This is a genomic window from Bacillus sp. ISL-77 (genome assembly GCF_018613105.1).
On sequence record NZ_JAGGQY010000009.1, the window covers coordinates 17,186 to 34,552 of the forward strand.

The window sequence follows — 17,367 nt, forward strand, 5'->3', positions numbered from 1 at the left end:
TTACTTCCTAGTAAAGCCTTCTTCTTGCAAAAACGCCTCAGCTTCCTCATAGGTATCAAAGGTAGCATCAAGGTTTAACCCATAATAGATATTCCAGGATTCATTTTCTTCAACTAGAATCAGGACATTATTTTCACTATCTACCCAACGTTCCTCTTTTGAATCTCCAATAATGGCTTCTTCAGCAGGCGTTTTTTCGACTGATGATAAGGATTGAATCGATTGTTTTAACAATTTACGGAGTTGGTCTTCGGAGAAATCACGGATATTGACCATTCCTTTTTCATCCGTATCATAATGGTCCAGCTGTCCAGCATAAACAAATCCATTCCCATTTGGGTGTAAGTGATAAACAATGTTTTTCTTATCAGAGATACTGCCTTCGAACTGAAAATTGACTCGTCCAAGTGAAACATTCTTTCGTTCCAACTCTGAAAATGATTCGATAATCGCTAATTTTTCATTATATGTAAGCATAGTTTCCTCCGTCTATTTAAGTAAATCCTCTTACATCATACAGATATTTTACCCAAACGTAAAATCTTTAAAAAAAGTGTTGCAGATTTCATGTTTTTTTGAGAATATATTGAAAATATTGAGTAATGGTGTAAAATTACACTATAGAGGAAAATTTTGTATGATTGCCATTTTGGTATGAATGTGGGGAGATTTCATGGATTCGAATATAAGAGAAGAGCAGAGGAAAATTTTTAGAAAAGAGTTATTCACTTTACGTGAAGAAGGGTACCTTTCTGAGGCAATTGTCGACACCGTAGCAAGGGCACATTATCAATATCATATGGATTTATTAGAAATGGAGGCAAAACCCCCATCCACTGAAAAAAATACGCCAATTCAAAAAGCTGCACCGCCAAAACCGCAAAAAGTGAAAAAAACGTTAACACCAGAAGAAATTCGTGAAAGGAATATTACCTGGTTATTAAACATTGGGGTAATCTTTTTATTAATAGGTGGATTGTTTGTTGCGACGAGTAATTGGGAATCAATGACAAGTTTCATGAAAAGTGGATCAATAGCAATTGTTGCCTTATTATTTTACGGTATTGCTTTTTTAACGAAGAAAATATTAAAAATTGAAAAGACGGCCTTTGCCTTCATTGTTCTTGGAAGTTTGTTTTTACCAATTTTTATCCTATCGCTTGGATGGTTTGGGTTATTAGGACCATATTTATCAATATCCGGGGAGGGACGTTATATACTCGGAACGCTCGGGAGTTTGCTGCCAATTATTGTTTACTATTTATTTGCAAAGAACTTAGTTTCTAGATTATTTGTTTGGTTTACCTATGTCTCAATAAGCATAGGAACTGCCTTTCTCTTAGCCAGCTTCCATCTAAAAATTGATTTCTTTTATCTAGGTTTAATGGTTTTTAATGCTATCTTTATTTTTGTATATCATCAGTTAAAACACAAGGAATCATTCAAATTATTTACGAATGAATTTATTCCGTACGTCCAAGTAAATCTTGTACTTTGTACCTTATTTATGCTTTTTTTATACGATAATGAGGTCTTATACAGCTTCAACCTGCTGTTAACAGCGATTATTTATTTATCAATGATGTATGTGAGCGGTCGAAAAGAATATCATTTCATTTTTAGTGTCATGATCGTTTATGGTGCCTATCAGTTAATTGAGCATAGCTTCCTCGATAGTTTTGGGGCGATTGTTTATGCATTAATTGGATTTGGGATTGTATTCGTTCCAAAGGCTATGGATGATAAATTCACATTAAATAAAGCCTTCCAATATACAAGTGCAGTAATCTCAGGTTTAGCGTTTATTTACATTAGCCTGGAAGGAATTCTCCTTCGTGCAGGCAATCCATCGATTGTGCTTATGCTTGCTTATTTTATCATTGCAGTTAACTTTATTTATTTATCCTCTCAAAGTTCTAGACGATTATTTCCGTATTTAAGCTCAGTTTTTGCAGCTTCTGGCATTTATGAAACGATTGCATTAGTAAGCCAGCCTTTCGATATGGTCAATTTTTCTCTTCAGTTGTCTTTAGCAGGTTTTATCCTATATTTTGGGTTAGGCATTGCGCTACTTTCAAAGTACGTAAAGATCATTCAGACTGCCTCCAGAGATGTAGGCTTATCGATAATGGTGCTTGCAATTTTGTCTGCAATTTCTTGGTTATTATGGTGGGAACTAGGCATTATGTTATTACTATTGGTGGTTGCTGCCTTTCTACTATATAAGAAGGAAACACGGATTTATCTTCAGGAGGCCGCTTTATGGAGTATTCCTGGTTTACTTGGTCTTTCCATCGTAGCTTTTGGAGAAGAAATTAATACAAATTTTTCTGTTTATCTTAATGAATATGGTTATGCAATAAATTTTGCGGCTGGGGCAATCATGGTTTTATTATTTAGTTTTGTATGGAAAAAAGTTGGGGAAAAGGAATTAGGTGTTATATCAATATATACCTCACAGGTACTCTATACATTTGCCATTTTCCATGCTTTGCTAAGTCCGATTAATCATTTATGGGTTCAGCCGCTTGTTTTGTTGGTTGGAATCGGTATGTATTTTTATTTATATAAAAAAGTTGGTACGAAGTGGGTCCCTTTTATTGTAAGTATCTCAGTACTGCTTACGTATTTTTCGATTATCCAAGCTATTACGCTTAAATTTTCATTAAGTCATACCATTAATTCACTAATTGCTTCAACAAGTGCAGTGGTCATGCTTCTAATCGCTTATCTCAGTCAGAAAAATGACTTGAATCTTTCCATTGCCTTTGCTTGGGTTGGACACAGCATTTATCCACTAGCGCTATTCTTCACATGGTTTGCCTATCAGTCAGACTCGATTTATAGCTTTATCTTGGCAGTGTTTGTATATGCTTTTAGTACAAAGTTTACTAAGGTAGAATGGAAGATAAAAGTTTTTCTTTATGGGAGCTTTACGTCCCTCTACTTTATTGTTTCAACTGGGTTAGATCAATTAATCAATCGATATTTTGGAAACTATGAATTCCCTATCACTAGCGGTTTCATTCTTCTATTTGCATTTTTCGCTAAGGATGAATTTAAGAAACGGACAGCTTATTATTTCGTCCCATTTTCAACAATCGGAATTGTATTTACATTAATTACCTTTCCGTTTGATTTGCTGCCGTATCTTGTCACGCTTGCCTATATTGTTGGGACACTGTTTTATATGCATAAAATCAAATGGGATCTTCTAGGGGTCATCCCATTATTTTTAGCATTTATTGCAACGATTGAATACTCTTATCTTGGTGAATTAGATGAACTCGATAAAATGATTCTGTCTGGTGGCTTAGGGATTGTTCTGTTGATTATTGGCCAATTCGTTTATAAAAAGCTAGTTGAATATGGATCGAACATTCAGCAAACAAAATTCGATGGATTTACGCTAGTTTCATTCATGTTTTTCGCTCTTATGTACAGTTTCGAGAATCAATACATCTGGTGTCAGGCACTGCCAGGATTGCTTATTTCAGCTTCCTTTTTGCTGCAAAGGAAAAGGGTGCCTGCCAGGTTCTCTGTCCTTTTGACAATAATTGGTGGAGCCTATTTGTTACAACCATACTATTCCATAATGGCTATGCTTCATATTCCGTCATTATGGGAACGTGAAGTGATTGTCCTTCCGTTTATAATTCTAATCATTTTCATTCGACGTTGTTTAAAGGGAAGTTATTCTGATATAACGAAGGCTGTTAAATGGGGAGTCCTAATAATCTTATCCCTATTATTAATTCAAGATGGTTTAGCAAGCAACACGATTTATGATGCAATCATTTTAGGAACACTTTCATTGTTAGCGATGATGGCAGGTATGCTCCTGCAAATTAAATCCTATTTCTTTGTTGGGGCAGGTGTATTATTATTAAATGTCTTCCTGCAAACTAGACCATACTGGGGGAATATGCCATGGTGGTTCTATTTATTAATTGCTGGTCTTATCTTGATTACCGTAGCAAGCTTTAATGAATGGAATAAGCAAAAAGTAAATAAAGGTGAATCGACCTTTATCACCAGTTTCAAGGAAAAAGTAATTGATAAAATGAAAAAGTGGGACTAAAGGGGAAAGACCGCCTGCAATTAATTCTCATTGAATAAAAACATAAAGTTTGTTATAATAGTAATAATTAAATAAATCATTTATTGTTTTTGGAGGAGCCTGTCACCAAGGGATATCTATGTCCCGTGGTTGACAGGCTTTTTTTGTTTTCTCCCAAAAAGGGTCTGATTTTTATAAAGCAGACCCTTTAATTTTTTAGGAAGGAAAGGTGATTGGATGGAATTAATTTTTGAATTAGCGATTATTTTATTTGCATCTAAGATTGCTGGGGATATTTGCGTTAAATTAGGTCAGCCCTCGGTTCTAGGGAAGTTGTTAATAGGGGTTATTTTAGGTCCAGCTGTGTTAGGCCTCGTTTCAGATACGAAAACATTGGCAGACCTAAGCCAAATTGGTGTCATCTTGTTAATGTTTATAGCAGGTATGGAGACTGATTTAAATGAATTTAAACGCACGTGGAAGGCATCAACCTTCGTTGGAATCAGTGGAATCATTGTTCCTTTAGTTTCAGGTTACTTAGCAGGAATTTTGATGAATATGACAACATTTGAAGCCTTATTTTTAGGATTATTACTTTCAGCAACAAGTGTAAGTATTTCCGTTCAAGCACTTAAAGAGTTAAATAAAATGAAATCTAAAGAAGGGACCGCGATTTTAGGGGCTGCCGTCATTGATGATGTTCTTGTGATTATCGCCCTGGCCTTTTTAATGAGTATGGCCGGTGGAGAAGTGAATTTAAGCATGATGATTATTAAAAAGGTCCTCTTTTTCATGAGTGCTATTTTAGTAGCTTGGAAGGTGGTTCCATGGGTTTTAAAGAAATTTGCCCGATTAAAGGTCACGGAGCCGCTCGTCACGGGTGCATTAATCATTTGCTTCCTGTTTGCCTATGTAGCCGAAATAACAGGTGTTGCGGCGATTATAGGGGCGTACATCGCTGGGGTTGCTATTAGTCAAACAGAATATAAACTTAAAATATTTGAGAAAGTGGAAACAATCAGCTATTCCATTTTTGTACCTATATTTTTTACCTCGATAGGGGTGGCAGTAAGCTTTGACGGAATATCGAAAAATTTCGGGCTAATTATCGGTTTTAGCATCCTAGCCATTTTAACCAAGTTAATCGGTGCTGCAATGGGAGCAAAACTAGCTCATTTTTCCTGGAAGAGTTCACTTGGAATTGGAGCTGCTATGGTTTCACGTGGAGAGGTTGCCTTAATTATTGCCTCGATTGGTTTGGAGACAAAATTAATCAGTCAGGAATTATTTGCTGTTTTAGTGGTAGTAGTACTAGTTACTACCATCGTGACACCCCCAATGATGAAGTATTTTTTCAGTGAAGGTAATAAACAAACAGAAATGAAAAAACCAGTTTTAAGTAAAATAGGAAGCTAGCTTAAAAACAAAAATTTTATGAAAAATTATTAGTGAAATATATCATACTTTCACTAGTAATTTACAAATAAGTTCTAGTCCTTTTTCGTTTTATGAAGATTGATTGAAATTGTACCCCCATTATTCTAATGGATTAGTCGAATATTATATTAAAGAATACAGACTAACATTCAGGAGGTTAGAAATGGGAACCGTGATCATTGATATCGACAAATTACTAGAAGTAACGTCAAATCTAACATCTGAGAAAAGCAACAATAAAATGAAAAAGGTTGAAATTGACCTCTTACTTGAAAATACCCGTGATTGGTAAAAATAATATTATCCAGATAGTTTTCTAGAATGCCTTCCATTTAAAAGAAGGCATTTTTTGTTGTTTAAAAAGAAAGTGAAGGTTTTTAATAATGTCAAGATTTCCTATTAAATTATGCTGCTTTAAAGCGAAAAAATATTTTACGCATTTCTATTGCTTTTCGTGCAAAAAAATACTAGAATAATTTCTAATATATTAAATTTTATGAAAATTAGTATTTTATTATTTAAGGGGGATTTAGCTAGATGAAGAAAAAAGTTAAAGTATTGTCGATTGCCTTAGCGGGAATGATGTTGCTTGCAGGCTGCGGTAGTAAAGAAAAAGCAGGGGGTTCTGAAAAAGAAGGAGCGGATAAGGAGTTCAAAGTTGGAATTACCCAGTTTGCCCCACACCCATCTCTAGACGCTGCGACAGAAGGCTTTAAAAAAGCCTTAAAGGATAAAGGGATTAAGGTAAGCTATGATGAACAAAATGCTCAGGCAGATATGAACAACACTCAAACAATTGCCAATAATTTTGTCGGTGATAAAGTGGATTTAATTTTTGCTAATGCCACTCCAAGTGCAACGGCAGCATTGAATGCAACCAAGGATATTCCGATTATCTTTACATCGGTGACAGATCCTGTGGGAGCAGGTTTGGTAGAGGCTTTTGATAAACCAGGGAAAAACATTACTGGTACAACCGATAACCATCCAGAAGCAACGAAAAAAACAATTAGCTTTATTACGGACGAAGTGAAAGCAAAAAATATTGGTGTGATCTATAACTCTGGTGAACAAAATTCAGTGGTTCAGGTGAAAGAAGTTAAGAAAATTGCTGAAGAGAAGGGTGCTAAACTTGTTGAAGTATCTGTTTCAACTACAGCAGAAGTGAAGCAGGCAGCTGAATCATTAGTTGGCCGTGTTGATGCGATTTATGTTCCAACTGACAATACCGTAGTTACTGCTCTTGATACGGTTATTGCCGTTGCAAACAGCAAAAAAATTCCACTTTTCGTTGGTGAACTTGATTCCATGAAAAAAGGAGCCGTTGCTGCCAGCGGGTTCAGCTATTTCGATCTTGGCTATCAATCTGGTTTAATGGCTGCTGATATTTTAAGCGGGAAGAAGAAGGTATCTGAAATTCCAGTAGAACTTCCAAACAGCTTAAAGCTTGTCATTAATACGAAGGCTGCTGAAGCTCAAGGCTTAACGGTAAATGAAGCTTGGAAAAGTTTAGGCGAGTTTTTCGAAGGTAAATAAAATTATATTTTTCATGAATGGAGCCTTCGTTTGAAGGCTCCATCCATGAACCAAACATTAGCTTGAAATAGGTTATTGCATCTTAGAAGCAGGCTTAATGATTTAAAGAAAGGATGATCTCAATGTTTACAGCCATATTTGGATCATTTGAAGCAGGTATTATCTATGCGATTATGGCACTAGGCGTCTATCTTTCCTTTCGTATTCTGGATTTTCCAGATTTAACGGTGGATGGGAGTTTTGTGACGGGGGCAGCAATTTCAGCTGTAATGATTGCGAATGGAACCGATCCATTTTTAGCAACAATCATGGCGTTATTCGCCGGTTTTGCAGCTGGATGTATGACAGGTCTTCTCCATACATTTGGAAAGATTAATAACTTGCTTTCCGGAATTTTAATGATGATTGCACTTTATTCAATAAATCTTCGAATCATGGGACGCTCAAATATCCCATTATTAAATACAGATACAGCTTTTACGAAAATTAGTGGATTTTTTGAAAAGACAGGAATTGATTCATTTTTAAATAACATTCTCTCCATGGTGGGTCTCGGCGACAGCTTGCCGGAAACATGGGGAATTCTTATTTTTATGATTATCGTAACATTTGTGATTAAATTCTTTACCGATCTGTTTTTGAAAACCGAAATTGGGCTTGCCGTCAGGGCTACGGGAGATAATAAACGGATGATTCGCAGCCTTTCTGCTAATACCAACCTCCTTGTTGTCCTTGGCTTAGGTCTTTCAAATGCTCTTGTAGCTTTCTCAGGTGCTCTGATTGCCCAGCAAGGTGGATTTGCAGATGTGGGTATGGGGATTGGGATGATTGTGATTGGTCTAGCCTCCGTTATTATTGGTGAAGCCTTATTTGGTACAAAAACGATTGCTAGGACCACTCTCGCTGTTATTGGCGGATCGATTATTTATCGAATTGTTGTTACTTTAGCATTACGGGTAGATTTCTTGGACCCTGGTGATATGAAGCTGATTACTGCTCTCATTGTTATTCTTGCTCTTACTACTCCAAAGATTATTGAAAGTTCTAAAGAGAGAAAGCGGAAATCCCGCAGAAGATCTGAAAGATCAAACATCATGCAGACTTCTGGCCATGCGAAGGGGGACAATCATGTTACAATTAAATCAGATTCATAAGATATTTAATGAAGGGACACCTGATGAAAAAATCGCCATTGATCATGTGAACCTAACCCTTCAGCCTGGTGATTTCGTAACGGTAATTGGCAGTAACGGGGCGGGGAAATCAACCTTAATGAATATCATTTCAGGTGTGTTAATCCCGGATGTAGGGGAAGTACATATTGGCGGAAAAAATGTCACTAATATGTCAGAGTTTAAACGGTCAAAAATGATCGGTCGTGTTTTTCAGGATCCAATGGCCGGTACGGCTCCAAGTATGACGATTGAAGAAAATCTTGCCATGGCTTATTCTCGGAATAAAATGAGAACACTTCGGCAAGGAGTTACAAAAAAGCGACGTGATTATTTTCGTGAGGTATTGGAATCACTGCATCTGGGCCTCGAGAACCGCCTAAGTGCAAAGGTAGGCTTGTTATCCGGGGGAGAACGTCAAGCACTATCCCTGTTAATGGCAACCTTCACAGAGCCTTCCATCCTCCTTCTTGATGAACATACGGCAGCACTTGATCCATCAAGAGCGGAATTAATTACGAACTTAACGAGAGAAATTGTAGACAAATATAAACTGACCACATTAATGGTTACTCATAACATGCAGCAAGCCATTGACTTAGGCAATCGATTAATCATGATGGATAAGGGCCAAATTATTTTAGAGGTCAATGAGGAAAATAAGAAACAATTAACAATTGAAGGTTTACTGATGGAGTTTAAAAGGATACGTGGGGTACAAATGTCAAGTGATCGTGCCATTCTTTCCTAATAGGAAAAATTTTTTTTTGAGTGTCTATTTTAGATTTGCTTTTATAAAAAGTATTTCCAATATCATTAAAGGAGAAACTGCCTGTTTTGGGTAAGTTTCTTTTTGTATTTTGGGAAATAATTCGAAGATATCTAAATTACTTTAGTACAAAAAAGCGTTATTGCTTTACTTCCCATCCTTGAAAGGACAAGATTCTTTCATTTAGAATTAATTCAGAATATTATTACTTTTAAACTAATGGGGGTTTCTAAATGAAAGAAAATAGAGTAAGAGCAGACCAATTAGTTGATGATTTTTTCCCCGTTCGAGATGTTGATTATATTGAAATTTACACAGGGAATGCCAAGCAAGCATGTCACTTTTTTTGCACTGCCTTTGGATTTCAACCAGTAGCTTACGCTGGTCTTGAAACTGGTAATCGTGAAACCGCTTCCTATTGTTTAAAGCAACGGAATATTCGCCTCGTCCTTACAGGCTCCTATACCGAAGACAGTGGAGTTTCCCAATTTGTAAAAAAACACGGTGACGGTGTGAAGGACATAGCCCTGTTAGTCGATAATGTTGAGAAAGCTTTTGAAGAGGCAGTGAAAAGAGGAGCCATTGTGATTGCTGCCCCATCTGAAATCAAGGATGAAACAGGTGTGATTAAAAAAGCCGTTCTTGGTACATATGGGGATACCATCCATACGTTAATTGAACGGAAAAATTATCAAGGGGCATTTTTACCCGGGTATGTCGTATACTCGGCGCCACTTCCGATTAAAGATGCCGGGTTAATTGGGATCGATCATGTAGTGGGTAACGTGGAGAGGATGGAGGAGTGGGTCGAATATTACGCTAAGGTAATGGGCTTTAAGGAAATGAAACATTTCTCTGACAAGGACATCACGACGGAATACTCAGCTCTAATGTCAAAGGTTATGCATAACGGAGGGCGGATTAAATTCCCAATCAATGAACCGGCAGTCGGAAAACGCAAATCACAAATACAGGAATATCTAGAATTCTACAATGGTCCGGGTGTCCAACATTTGGCGATATTAACGGAAGATATTGTATCAACTGTCGCTATTTTAAAGGAGAATGGGGTAGAATTCCTGAATACTCCACCAGCATATTATGAATCCTTAGGTGAACGCATCGGTAAAATTGATGAAGAAATTGAAAAGCTTCGCGAACTAAATATTTTAGTAGACCGTGATGATGAGGGGTATTTACTGCAAATTTTTACAAAACCAATCGTAGACCGTCCGACATTATTTGTTGAAATTATTCAACGAAAAGGGGCACGTGGTTTTGGTGAAGGAAACTTTAAAGCTTTATTTGAGTCAATTGAACGGGAGCAGGAAAGACGAGGAAATCTCTAATATAAAGAGCAAGGGTTTAAAGGACAAAAGTATAGAGCGGAGTAGGAAAAGGGAGAGATATTACTCCCTTTTTTTAAAAGTTAACCTGTAAGGGGTGAATATGTTATGGAGATCTCGCCGAAAACACTGGAATGGAGAGAGGCATATAAACTATTAGTTGGTTCGATCCTTCCCCGTCCAATTGCTTTTGTTTCGACCATAGATGGAAATGGGGTAGCTAATGCAGCACCATTTAGTTTTTTTACTGCGATTTGTGCGGACCCCATGCTTATCTGTTTTTCACCGATGAGAAGAGGAACGGATGGGGCTAAGAAAGATACACTTGTAAATATTGAAAGCACAGGTCAATTTGTTATTAATATTGTAAGTAATAGCATGGCTGAGCAAATGAATGACTGTGCGATCGAATTCAACCCGGATATCGACGAAATAGCAGAAGTGGGTTTAACGAAGGAACCAAGTTTAAAGGTGAGTGTACCGCGTATCAAGGAATCACTTGTTCATTTAGAATGTGAATTAGAGCAGGTATTACATTTTGGAAATAAGCCCGGTGCAGGGAGCCTTGTAATAGGAAAAGTAGTTCATGTCCATGTGACCGATGAACTATTTGATAAAGGGAGAATTGATACGGCCAAGCTGAACCCAATTGGACGGATGGCTGGGAACATCTATACTGACCCGTTAGCTAAAATGTTTGAAATGGATCGAAAAATGGAGAAAAGGTGAGTGTCGTGAAATTCGTTACTTTTGAAAAAATGGATGGGACAATCCGAGCAGGCTGGTTACTTGACCAAGACCATGCCATTGATATGTATGAGGCATCAGGCGGGGTGCTGCCAAGTAATCTATTAGCTTTTCTTGAAAATAGTGACGCCAATCTGGAAACAGTGGCTAGTTTAACCCCATTTACAAAGGGACAAAAAGGAGTTTATCCATTGAGTCAACTTTGTTTAAAGGCACCACTACCTATTCCGAGGAGTTTTCGTGATTTTTATGCATTTGAGCAGCATGTGAAAACAGCGAGGGAGAATAGGGGCCTCGAGATGATTCCAGAATGGTACGAAATCCCTGTCTTTTACTTTTCCAATCATCTTGCAATTAAGGGACCAGGAGAGGAAATAATCAAGCCTGTAAATTGTAACTGGCTTGATTATGAGCTGGAGATCGCATGCATTATTGGCAAAGAAGGCAGAAATATTTCCGCAGATGAGGCAGATGAGTATATTTTTGGCTATTGTATTTTAAATGATTGGAGCGCAAGAGACCTACAAAGAAGGGAAATGAAGATTGGACTGGGGCCTGCAAAGGGGAAGGATTTCTCGACATCGATTGGACCGTGGATTGTCACAAAAGACGAGTTAGAACCATTTAAATTAGGAAAGGGCTTCAATCTTTCGATGAAAGCCCGTGTCAATGGGGTTCTTCTTTCCAAGGGGAATATGAAAGACTTATATTATTCATTTGCTGAGATGATTGAGAGGGCTTCTGCTGGCGTGACTTTATACCCTGGAGAGATGATTGGTTCAGGTACAGTTGGATCTGGATGTATTCTTGAGCTTGGAGAGAAGGTCCATCGCTGGCTTATGCCTGATGATCAAGTCGAACTAGAGATTGATTATCTTGGAGTGTTACAGAATGAGATAATCGCTGAAGAGAGGTGAGAAGATGTATTACCGTCAAATGGGTAAGATTCCGCACAAACGGCATACGATGTTTAAAAAGGAAGATGGGAGTCTTTACAGAGAGCAGGTAATGGGGACTCGTGGATTCTCTGGAACCCAATCTATTTTGTATCATCAATATATGCCGACAGAAGTGGTGAAGGCAGAAATGGTCGGCAACTACTTACCCGAATATGAAGACCAGCAGCCGCTAAAACACCGCCACTTTTTTACAAGTAAAGTAGTAACCAAAGGGGACGCCCTAAAGGCAAGGGAATATATTTTGGGAAATCAGGATTTATTAATTGGAACAGCCAATGTGACGATGGCGATGCAAAGCTATTATCGGAATGGTGATGGCGATGAAATGCTTTATGTCCACTATGGCTCAGGGAAACTAGAAACAATGTTCGGGAACCTTTCTTACAGTCCAGGTGATTATCTTATTATTCCGATTGGTACCATTTACCGTGTGATCCCGAACGAAAATGAAGAAACGAAAATGTTGTTTGTTGAATCCTTCAGCCAAATAACAACTCCTAGAAGGTACCGAAATGAATATGGTCAACTTTTAGAGCATAGCCCATTTTGTGAAAGAGACCTTCGTGGACCGGAAGAATTGACGACATTTGATGAAAAGGGTGAATTTGAGGTTTTAACGAAATCAAGAGGGAAGTTATCCTCACATATCATTGGACATCATCCACTTGATGTAGTTGGCTGGGATGGGTATTTATATCCATGGGCCTTTAACATCGCAGATTTTGAACCAATCACAGGAAGAGTCCATCAGCCGCCACCCGTCCATCAAACCTTTGAAGGTAATAATTTTGTCGTTTGCTCATTCGTCCCGAGGCTGTATGATTATCATCCAGAATCGATTCCTGCTCCCTATTATCATAGTAACGTTAACAGTGACGAACTCCTTTATTATGTGGAAGGAAATTTTATGAGTCGTAAAGGAGTACAGGAGGGTTCCATCACGCTTCATCCAGGCGGGATCCCACATGGACCTCATCCTGGGAAAACGGAAGCGAGTATTGGAAAAAAGGAAACTCTTGAACTGGCCGTTATGATCGACACCTTTCATCCTCTAAAAATCGTAAAAACCGCACAAAAAATAGAAGATGCCAACTATATGTATTCTTGGTATGAAAAGAAGGATTAATGATTTTTCAGAACAATCCAACGTATTACAAGTTGGATTGTTTTTTCAATCTAAGGTAAAAAGTGGTATGGTAGTAATAAGAAAAAATTGTAAATGAATAGAGGTGAAATCATGGAACTGGAATCAATAGTAACTAAATTAAAAAGTCATACTCCTAAAATTCTTGGAAGTGAGAAATTTTCAAAATATGCTGTCATGGTACCACTCATTGAAAAAGAGGATGGGATTCACGTGTTGTTAGAGGTTCGTTCCCTAGAACTAAGGAGGCAGCCTGGAGAAATATGTTTTCCAGGGGGGGGAATTGACGCACAGGATATCGATGAAAAAGATGCAGCTATCCGAGAAACGGTTGAGGAATTAGGAATTACCAAAGAGCAAATTGCAGACATTAACCCACTAGATTATATGATTTCACCATTTGGAATGATTATCTATCCTTTTGTTGGATACATTAAACATCCGAATAGGATCGTTCCAAATCCATCAGAAGTCGGGGAGATTTTTACTGTACCACTATCTTTTTTTATAAATAATGAGCCAGAGATATATCATATTGAATTTAGGCCGGAACCTGAAGAGAATTTTCCCTTTGACCTAATTGTCGGCGGGGAGAATTATAATTGGCGGACTCGAGGGGTCGAGGAATATTTCTACCGGTATCAAGGAAAAGTAATTTGGGGATTAACCGCTAAGATTCTTTCCCATTTTATTGAACTTATTCGTTAGTATCTATAAGAGCATATCCCTGGTTATTTTAAGAAACAATGATTATAGTTATATTGCAGCTTGAAATTCAAGGATAAGGAGTTTATTTTTATGAAAATCGTAGCAATCGTTGGCAGTAATAGAAAGCAATCTATTAATAAAAAGCTGGTAGAATTACTGAAGGAACGTTATCTCGAAAAAGTTGAAATTGAGATATTACCGATCGAAGACCTTCCAATGTACAACCAGGATGATGAGTTAACACCAGCAGAAGTTGTGATTCAAATCAAAAAAATAGTGGCAGCAAGTGATGGTGTATTAATTGCCACTCCAGAATATAATCATGCCATTCCTGCATTTTTGAAAAATGCACTTGATTGGTTTTCGCGAGTGGATAAAGTAATGATGAAAAAACCAGTAATGATTGTTGGCGCCACACCAGGTGTTCTTGGAACAGTAAGAGCACAGGTTAATCTTAGACAAATATTAGCTGCTATGGGAGCATTAACGATTCCAGGAAATGAAGTATTTATCAATGCTGTCCATGAAAAGGTGGATGAAGACGGGAAATTAACACATGAACCTACACTTGGATTCCTAGATACTGTGATGAATAACTTTATCGATTGGGTAGAAAAAACAAAACATTTGTAAACGAACATCTAAAACAGTGGATTTCGAGAGGAAATCTACTGTTTTTTTTTATCTCACTGTCCACTGCTGGTGTACAAATGTCTTTATATAAAAGAAATAACTTGATTATTTTCTGAATATCGTTAAAATTAAAATTATATTTTTAGATATTAGGGAGATGTAGGGATGAAGGTCGTAAAGTTTGGCGGGTCCTCGTTAGCATCCGGAAAACAAATTGAGAAGGTATTTAAGATAGTTGTTTCAGATTCCGAGCGGAAGGTAGTTGTAGTATCTGCGCCAGGAAAAAGGTTTTCGGAAGATAACAAGGTAACTGATTTATTAATTGAATGTGGAGAGTTATGTTTACAAAATAAAAATCCAAGGGAAAAATTTGATGCAGTCATCGATAGATATTCCACTATCGCCGAAGAATTATCCCTACCTTTAGAAATTATTAACGAAATTCATGACGATTTAACAAAGAGGTTGAGTAGCGACAAAACAAAACCGGATCGTTTTCTGGATTTATTAAAAGCGAGCGGTGAGGATAATCACGCCAAATTGGTAGCAGCTTATTTCCAGGAGCAGGGGGTTGAGGCCTATTATGTTGACCCTAAAGAAGCCGGTCTCCTTGTCAGTGATGAGCCTGGCAATGCTCAAGCATTACCAGAAGCCTATAGTCAGTTATATTCGCTGCACGATCGTTCTGGGATATTAATTTTCCCTGGATTCTTTGGATATAGCAAACAAGGAGAGGTTTTTACCTTTTCGCGAAGTGGGTCCGATATTACTGGTTCAATCCTTGCAAATGCACTGAAAGCAGACTTATATGAGAACTTTACGGATGTAGATGCTGTTTATTCCGTGAACCCTTCTATTGTAAAGGAGCCGAAGGAAATAAAGGAATTAACCTACCGGGAAATGCGAGAGCTTTCATATGCAGGATTTACCGTATTACATGATGAAGCACTTGTTCCAGCATTCAGAGCGGGAATACCTGTTCAAATCAAAAATACAAACAATCCAAGTGCACCAGGAACGAGGATTGTTTATGAGCGAGACAATACGAATGGGCCAGTTATTGGAATTGCAAGTGATCAAGGTTTTTGTAGTATATATGTAAGCAAATACTTAATGAATAGAGAGATAGGTTTTGGCCGCAAGCTTTTAAGTATCTTAGAGGACTTCGGACTATCCTATGAACATACGCCTTCTGGAATTGATGATGTTTCTGTTATCCTCCGTGAAAATCAAATGGATGCAGAAACGGAAAAGGCGATTAAAGAACGGATTGAAACTGAATTACATGCCGATCAAGTGAAATTTGAACATAGCCTAGCTCTCATTATGGTTGTGGGAGAGGGCATGCGCCATAATGTAGGAACAATGGCAAGAGCCTCCAAAGCATTGGCGAAAGCTAGTATTAATATCGAAATGATTAACCAAGGTTCATCTGAGGTGAGCATGATGTTTGGGGTTAAAGTAGTAGATGAAAAAAGAGCGGTTCAAGCTCTTTATGAGGAATTTTTTGTCGCAGTAACGGTTTAATTTTAAGCGTAGTAAAAAGGTACGTCAAAAACGACGTACCTTTTTCTATCGCCCTTTTTTTAACTTAATCCTTGTTCGAATCCCAGCCCACATTGCAATAACAAGTCCGCCAATTGTATCAGCAATTAAATCCGTCATCGTATCTTTATTTCCGCCGCCTTGTAAGGTCATATCAAAAATTTGGTCAGAGCTAAATTCATAAATTTCCCATAGTACTCCACCGAGTGCTGCAAAGGATAACGTAAATAAAAACACAAACCATGGCGATATTTTATCCCCCGCATTTCTATGGATCAATCGTTCATATAAAGCAATTCCAGAAAAAGCGAGAATGGCTCCACTGACCACGTGCATAAAGGTGTCCCACCAACCGAGTCCATACCAGCCTAATATGGAACCGAGATATTGTGAACCGACTAAGAAAATTAAATAAGAAATGACAATGGGCAAATTGAATTGGAGCTTAGTAAATAAGGCCAATAATAAAGGGACTGCTCCACAAACAATTCCTCCAATGGCAACTGTTCCTTTAAAGGTTACATCGTTTGAAAAGTAGTAGACGGCTAATGCTGCCATAAAAATGACATAGATTAAACTGAAAATGATGACAAGCTTTCGATTCATAAATTTCCTCCTCTCATACTTTAGGCTTTCGCACAAAGGCGTAAAAGGAGACTAGGAGTCCCCCCGCAAACCCACAGAGTAAGTCATACATTGTATCTTTATTTCCGCCTCTTTGCATGGTGTGAGTAAACGTTTGATCACCCACAAACTCATAGATCTCCCAAAGTGCACTTGCTAGGACTGAGAGTGAAAGAACAAAAAGAAATAAAATCCATCTTGAAGCATCATTCCGCACATCTTTCGGGATGAATAATTTAAATAAAGTTATACCAACAAAAGCTACATACATACCCTTTAAAATATGAATGGTAGAGTCCCACCATTTATAATGAAGGTAAAAACTCGCGATCGATCCTAAAAATAATGTACAGAAAATTAACATATAATAACCTATTATAATTGGGAGGTTAAATGGATTCTTTTTCTTAAATATTAGTAGGAGGGGCAATCCACTCACAAGAATGCCGCCAAGTGCTACTTGCCATCTCGAGGAATCCTCTTTAATAAGGTAATAAACAAATAAGGCAGACATTAATAGAATAAAAACAACACTTAAAAGGATAATTACTTTCCGTTTCAAATACTTCACCCCATTAAACAAGATTCCTTACAATTATGTCCAATAAATACAAATGAAATCATGGAAAGTTAAACTGAGTGGAAATGAAATATTTGTTCTCGCATATACACATGGAAAAGAGTATA

General features: G+C 37.6%; 16 protein-coding genes. 13 read left to right on the forward strand and 3 right to left on the reverse strand.

Annotated features, from left to right (window positions below; genetic code table 11):
• A complete protein-coding gene (locus J7E77_RS02695; RefSeq protein WP_214712148.1) occupies positions 1-477 on the reverse strand; it encodes a hypothetical protein in 477 nt (158 codons plus the stop codon).
• A 196-nt stretch (positions 478-673) separates the two neighbouring features.
• Between J7E77_RS02695 and J7E77_RS02700 the strand changes: the two genes are divergently transcribed.
• The 13 genes from J7E77_RS02700 to J7E77_RS02755 all read left to right on the forward strand — a co-directional run bounded on the left by J7E77_RS02700 (position 674) and on the right by J7E77_RS02755 (position 16,038).
• Positions 674-4,081, forward strand: coding sequence for a hypothetical protein (locus tag J7E77_RS02700; protein ID WP_214712150.1), 3,408 nt, complete (start codon positions 674-676; stop codon positions 4,079-4,081).
• 216 nt (positions 4,082-4,297) lie between these two features.
• On the forward strand, positions 4,298-5,476 hold the full coding sequence (locus tag J7E77_RS02705; RefSeq protein ID WP_214712151.1) for a cation:proton antiporter: 1,179 nt from the start codon (positions 4,298-4,300) through the stop codon (positions 5,474-5,476).
• A 184-nt stretch (positions 5,477-5,660) separates the two neighbouring features.
• Positions 5,661-5,789: a hypothetical protein gene (locus J7E77_RS31055; RefSeq protein WP_285290459.1), complete on the forward strand. Its 129-nt coding sequence runs from the start codon at positions 5,661-5,663 to the stop codon at positions 5,787-5,789.
• Positions 5,790-6,034: 245 nt separating this feature from the next.
• Positions 6,035-7,033 (forward strand): ABC transporter substrate-binding protein, encoded by a 999-nt coding sequence (locus tag J7E77_RS02710; RefSeq protein ID WP_214712152.1) that lies wholly within the window; start codon positions 6,035-6,037, stop codon positions 7,031-7,033.
• A 122-nt stretch (positions 7,034-7,155) separates the two neighbouring features.
• Positions 7,156-8,187 carry an ABC transporter permease gene (locus J7E77_RS02715; RefSeq protein WP_214712153.1) on the forward strand — a complete coding sequence of 344 codons (1,032 nt, stop codon included), beginning with the start codon at positions 7,156-7,158 and terminating at the stop codon, positions 8,185-8,187.
• Positions 8,162-8,956 carry an ABC transporter ATP-binding protein gene (locus tag J7E77_RS02720; protein WP_214712154.1) on the forward strand — a complete coding sequence of 265 codons (795 nt, stop codon included), beginning with the start codon at positions 8,162-8,164 and terminating at the stop codon, positions 8,954-8,956. The genes J7E77_RS02715 and J7E77_RS02720 overlap by 26 nt, the downstream gene beginning before the upstream one ends.
• A 251-nt stretch (positions 8,957-9,207) precedes the next feature.
• Complete coding sequence (gene hppD, locus J7E77_RS02725) at positions 9,208-10,323, forward strand: 4-hydroxyphenylpyruvate dioxygenase (protein ID WP_214712155.1); 1,116 nt, start codon at positions 9,208-9,210, stop codon at positions 10,321-10,323.
• 105 nt (positions 10,324-10,428) lie between these two features.
• Positions 10,429-11,049, forward strand: a complete 621-nt coding sequence (locus J7E77_RS02730; protein WP_214712156.1) for a flavin reductase family protein — start codon at positions 10,429-10,431, stop codon at positions 11,047-11,049.
• A gap of 5 nt (positions 11,050-11,054) precedes the next feature.
• Positions 11,055-11,984 (forward strand): fumarylacetoacetate hydrolase family protein, encoded by a 930-nt coding sequence (locus tag J7E77_RS02735; RefSeq protein WP_308160361.1) that lies wholly within the window; start codon positions 11,055-11,057, stop codon positions 11,982-11,984.
• A gap of 4 nt (positions 11,985-11,988) precedes the next feature.
• Positions 11,989-13,152 carry a homogentisate 1,2-dioxygenase gene (locus tag J7E77_RS02740; protein ID WP_214712158.1) on the forward strand — a complete coding sequence of 388 codons (1,164 nt, stop codon included), beginning with the start codon at positions 11,989-11,991 and terminating at the stop codon, positions 13,150-13,152.
• A gap of 111 nt (positions 13,153-13,263) precedes the next feature.
• Positions 13,264-13,878, forward strand: a complete 615-nt coding sequence (locus J7E77_RS02745; RefSeq protein WP_214712159.1) for an NUDIX hydrolase — start codon at positions 13,264-13,266, stop codon at positions 13,876-13,878.
• 90 nt (positions 13,879-13,968) lie between these two features.
• The gene (locus J7E77_RS02750; protein WP_214712160.1) at positions 13,969-14,511 is read left to right on the forward strand and encodes an NADPH-dependent FMN reductase; all 543 of its coding nucleotides are present in this window, start codon (positions 13,969-13,971) and stop codon (positions 14,509-14,511) included.
• Positions 14,512-14,676: 165 nt separating this feature from the next.
• Positions 14,677-16,038, forward strand: coding sequence for an aspartate kinase (locus J7E77_RS02755; RefSeq protein ID WP_214712161.1), 1,362 nt, complete (start codon positions 14,677-14,679; stop codon positions 16,036-16,038).
• Positions 16,039-16,083: 45 nt separating this feature from the next.
• On the opposite strand, the gene J7E77_RS02760 is transcribed toward J7E77_RS02755, so the two are convergent.
• The gene (locus J7E77_RS02760) at positions 16,084-16,662 is read right to left on the reverse strand and encodes a DUF2238 domain-containing protein (protein WP_214712162.1); all 579 of its coding nucleotides are present in this window, start codon (positions 16,660-16,662) and stop codon (positions 16,084-16,086) included.
• 13 nt (positions 16,663-16,675) lie between these two features.
• Complete coding sequence (locus tag J7E77_RS02765; RefSeq protein WP_214712163.1) at positions 16,676-17,242, reverse strand: DUF2238 domain-containing protein; 567 nt, start codon at positions 17,240-17,242, stop codon at positions 16,676-16,678.
• Positions 17,243-17,367: the final 125 nt, after the last annotated feature.

What these genes read in the sequence shown, in the direction of transcription:
- J7E77_RS02695 (WP_214712148.1), bottom strand. Translation starts at nt 477, where the DNA reads ATGCTTACATATAATGAAAAATTAGCGATTATCGAATCATTTTCAGAG.
- J7E77_RS02700 (WP_214712150.1), top strand. Translation starts at nt 674, where the DNA reads ATGGATTCGAATATAAGAGAAGAGCAGAGGAAAATTTTTAGAAAAGAG.
- J7E77_RS02705 (WP_214712151.1), top strand. Translation starts at nt 4,298, where the DNA reads ATGGAATTAATTTTTGAATTAGCGATTATTTTATTTGCATCTAAGATT.
- J7E77_RS31055 (WP_285290459.1), top strand. Translation starts at nt 5,661, where the DNA reads ATGGGAACCGTGATCATTGATATCGACAAATTACTAGAAGTAACGTCA.
- J7E77_RS02710 (WP_214712152.1), top strand. Translation starts at nt 6,035, where the DNA reads ATGAAGAAAAAAGTTAAAGTATTGTCGATTGCCTTAGCGGGAATGATG.
- J7E77_RS02715 (WP_214712153.1), top strand. Translation starts at nt 7,156, where the DNA reads ATGTTTACAGCCATATTTGGATCATTTGAAGCAGGTATTATCTATGCG.
- J7E77_RS02720 (WP_214712154.1), top strand. Translation starts at nt 8,162, where the DNA reads ATGTTACAATTAAATCAGATTCATAAGATATTTAATGAAGGGACACCT.
- hppD (WP_214712155.1), top strand. Translation starts at nt 9,208, where the DNA reads ATGAAAGAAAATAGAGTAAGAGCAGACCAATTAGTTGATGATTTTTTC.
- J7E77_RS02730 (WP_214712156.1), top strand. Translation starts at nt 10,429, where the DNA reads ATGGAGATCTCGCCGAAAACACTGGAATGGAGAGAGGCATATAAACTA.
- J7E77_RS02740 (WP_214712158.1), top strand. Translation starts at nt 11,989, where the DNA reads ATGTATTACCGTCAAATGGGTAAGATTCCGCACAAACGGCATACGATG.
- J7E77_RS02745 (WP_214712159.1), top strand. Translation starts at nt 13,264, where the DNA reads ATGGAACTGGAATCAATAGTAACTAAATTAAAAAGTCATACTCCTAAA.
- J7E77_RS02750 (WP_214712160.1), top strand. Translation starts at nt 13,969, where the DNA reads ATGAAAATCGTAGCAATCGTTGGCAGTAATAGAAAGCAATCTATTAAT.
- J7E77_RS02755 (WP_214712161.1), top strand. Translation starts at nt 14,677, where the DNA reads ATGAAGGTCGTAAAGTTTGGCGGGTCCTCGTTAGCATCCGGAAAACAA.
- J7E77_RS02760 (WP_214712162.1), bottom strand. Translation starts at nt 16,662, where the DNA reads ATGAATCGAAAGCTTGTCATCATTTTCAGTTTAATCTATGTCATTTTT.